Source organism: Pseudomonas sp. SDO5591_S426 (assembly GCF_054070755.1).
Genome location: NZ_JBSVXD010000328.1, coordinates 1 through 3540, shown reverse-complemented (window position 1 = coordinate 3540; position 3540 = coordinate 1). Strand labels below are relative to the sequence as shown.

The 3540-nt window shown below is 60.1% G+C and carries 3 protein-coding genes; 2 read left to right on the top strand and 1 reads right to left on the bottom strand.

Annotated features, from left to right (window positions below; all coding sequences use genetic code 11):
- Positions 1–123: 123 nt before the first annotated feature.
- Positions 124–1812, bottom strand: a complete 1689-nt coding sequence (gene fadD2, locus ACW9JC_RS29375) for a long-chain-fatty-acid--CoA ligase FadD2 (protein WP_448109090.1) — start codon at positions 1810–1812, stop codon at positions 124–126.
- Between the two features lie 225 nt (positions 1813–2037).
- Here fadD2 and ACW9JC_RS29370 point away from each other — a divergent pair, with 225 nt between their 5' ends.
- On the top strand, positions 2038–2982 hold the full coding sequence (locus ACW9JC_RS29370) for an alpha/beta hydrolase (protein WP_448109091.1): 945 nt from the start codon (positions 2038–2040) through the stop codon (positions 2980–2982).
- A gap of 41 nt (positions 2983–3023) precedes the next feature.
- Complete coding sequence (locus tag ACW9JC_RS29365) at positions 3024–3494, top strand: MaoC family dehydratase (protein WP_419708827.1); 471 nt, start codon at positions 3024–3026, stop codon at positions 3492–3494.
- The last annotated feature ends 46 nt before the right edge of the window (positions 3495–3540 follow it).

Genomic DNA, 3540 nt, shown 5'->3' with positions numbered 1-3540 from the left:
CTGCCACCGTGGCGCATTGACGCCTCGGCTTGGGCGAGTCCATCCAATTACAGAGAAATGCGATCCCTGTAGGAGTTGCCGAAGGCTGCGATCTTTTGGAGTCGCCTCGAACTCTACGCCCTGCTACGCGATATCCCGCAACTCCCGCCGCAGAATCTTGCCCACCGGCGTCATCGGCAACGACTCACGCAACACGATGTGCTTGGGCACTTTGTACGCCGTGAAGTTTTCCTTGCAGTAAGCCTTCAGCTCTTCAAGGCTTACTCCGGCCTCACGGGCCACCACGAACAACTTAACCGCCTCGCCCGAACGCTCGTCCGGCACACCGATGACCGCGCAGTTGGCGACTTTCGGGTGGGCCATGACCACGTCTTCGATTTCGTTCGGGTACACGTTGAAACCCGAGACGATGATCATGTCTTTCTTGCGATCGACGATGCGCACAAACCCGTCTGGATCGATCACCGCGATATCACCAGACTTGAACCAGCCCTCGGCATCCAGCACTTCGTTGGTCGCCTCGGGTTTCTGCCAGTAGCCCTTCATGATCTGCGGGCCCTTGATGCACAGCTCTCCCCGCTCGCCCAACGGCTGCTCGACGCCGTCATCATTGATCACTTTCAGCGTGGTGCCCGGCACCGGCAGACCGACCGTGCCGATGCGCGACTGGTCGCCGTACGGGTTGGTGCAGGCCACCGGCGAGGTTTCGGTCAGGCCATAGCCTTCGGTGATGCGGCAACCGGTCAATTGCTCCCAGCGTTCAGCGGTGGCCTTGACCAGCGCGGTGCCGCCGGAGTTGGTGAGCTTGAGGCTGGAGAAGTCCAGGGTTTTGAAGTCCGGGTGGTCCATCAGCGCGACGAAGAGCGTGTTGAGCCCCAGCAACGCCGAAAAGCGCCAGTTCTTCAGTTCCTTGATGAAGCCACCGATGTCGCGCGGATTGGTGATCAGCACGTTGTGATTGCCGGTCACCATCATGCACATGCAATTCGCCGTGAATGCATAGATGTGGTACAGCGGCAGCGGCGCGATCATCACCTCTTTCCCTTCGCGCAGCAGCGGTTGGCCGTCGGCCGCAAACTGACTCAGACAAGCGCGCGCCTGCTGCATGTTTGCCACCAGGTTGCCGTGGGTCAGCATCGCGCCCTTGGCCAGGCCGGTGGTGCCGCCGGTGTATTGCAGCACGGCGATGTCATTGAGGCCGGCGCTCAGCGGCTTGATCCCCAGGCCTCGGCCCATGCGCAGCGCACTTTTGAAGGAAATGGCCTGGGGCAAGGAATACGCAGGGACCATTTTCTTGACCTTGCTCACCAGTGTATTGACCAGCCAGCCCTTGGCGGCGGGCATCAGGTCGCCCATCTTCGCTTCGATCAGATATTGGATGTCGGTGTCGGGCAGCACTTCCTGGACTTTCTGCCCGAACATGTTCAGGTATACCAGCGCCCGGGCGCCGGAATCCTTGAACTGGTGACGCATCTCCCGCGCGGTGTACAGCGGGTTGGTGTTGACCACGATCAGCCCGGCGCGCAAAGCGCCGAACACGGCGATCGGGTATTGCAGGACGTTGGGCATCTGTACTGCGATGCGATCCCCCGGCACCAGATCGGTGTGGGCTTGCAGGTAACCGGCGAACGCTGCGCTGTGGCGTTCCAGTTCGGCGTAGGTCAGGGTGACGCCCATGTTGCTGAACGCCGGGCGATCAGCAAATTTCTTGCAGGAACGCTCGAACACCTCGATGACCGACTTGTATTCCGCGACATCGATGTCCAGGGGAACGCCGGCCGGGCGTTTGTCATTCCAGAAATCAGGTTGCATTGTTCTTGTCCTCTTTACCTGAACCTATCCGGGGCCGCTGGTCTGTCATTTCAAAAACAGAGAGCGGAGCTTCACGGACACTAGCAGCTATGGCGAATCAGGCAAATATGGGTAACGGCGTCATTGACCGTGTGAATCTTCCTGCCGTGGCGTGGGCTGATGCCAGTCTCGCAATGAGCTATACAATGCAACCAACTCGCGCCCCCTGCATGGAAAGGAATCGCCATGATCCACGACACCTTCTGGCTGACCACCAGTGACCGCAGCCGTCTCTTCGTCAACCAGTGGCTGCCCGCAGGCCCACTCAAGGCGGTGATCCTGCTGGCTCACGGCATGGCGGAACACAGCGGCCGCTACGCGCGTCTGGCAGAAAAACTCTGCGATCAGGGCTATGGTGTTTATGCGCCGGATCAGCGCGGACATGGCAAAACTGCCGAAAACGGGACACTGGGGCATTTCGCCGACAGTGACGGTTGGGCCAAAGTGGTGGGCGACCTGGCCTGCCTCAACCAGCACATCGGCCAGCAGCACCCCGGCGTGCCTATCGTGTTGCTCGGCCACAGCATGGGCAGCTACATCGCGCAGGCCTATCTGCTGCATCACAGCGCCAGCCTGCACGGTGCCGTTCTCAGCGGTTCGAACTTCCAGCCTGTGGCGCTTTATCGCGCGGCACGCCAGATCGCCCGGCTCGAACGCCTGCGCCAGGGCCCCAAGGGACGCAGTGCGCTGATCGAATGGCTGTCGTTCGGCTCATTCAACAAACAGTTCAAACCGGCGCGCACGCGTTTCGACTGGCTCAGCCGCGACCCGGCGGAAGTCGATCTGTACGCCAACGACCCGCTCTGCGGCTATCGCTGCACCAATCAAATGTGGATCGATTTGCTCGGCGGGTTGCAGCAAATCAGCAAAGCGTCCAATCTCGCTCAGATCGATCCCGGCCTGCCGTTGCTGGTGATTGGCGGTGAATGTGATCCGGTGAGCGAAGGCAAGCGTCTGAAAGATCTGGCGGACGCCTTGCGCGAGGCCGGCAGCCAGAGCCTGCAATTGACCATTTACCCGCAGGCGCGGCACGAACTGTTCAACGAAACCAACCGCGATGAAGTGACCGCCGATGTGCTGGCCTGGATCAACCAGACGCTGAGCAATCCCCGGCCACACCGAACCGAATAGTTTTTTGTGAATTTTTTTATTCGTCACAGGAATTGAGACAGATGACCCAGGTTACCAACACCCCTTACGAAGCCCTCGAAGTCGGCCAGACCGCCAGCTTCAGCAAGACTGTCGAAGAGCGCGACATTCAGTTGTTCGCCGCGATGTCGGGCGACCACAACCCGGTGCACCTGGATGCCGAATACGCCGCCAGCACCATGTTCAAGGAACGCATCGCTCATGGCATGTTCAGCGGTGCGCTGATCAGCGCCGCTGTCGCCTGCGAGCTGCCTGGGCCGGGCACCATCTACATCGGTCAGCAGATGAGTTTTCAGAAGCCGGTGAAGATTGGCGACACCCTGACAGTGCGTCTGGAAATCCTCGAGAAACTGCCGAAGTTCCGCGTGCGCATTGCGACTCGCGTATTCAACCAGCGCGATGAATTGGTGGTGGACGGTGAGGCGGAAATTCTGGCGCCGCGTAAGCAGCAGAGCGTGACGCTGACCGAGTTGCCGGAAATCAGCATCGGTTGATGCCTCGAAAAGATCGCAGCCTGCGGCAGCTCCTACAGGTGTACAC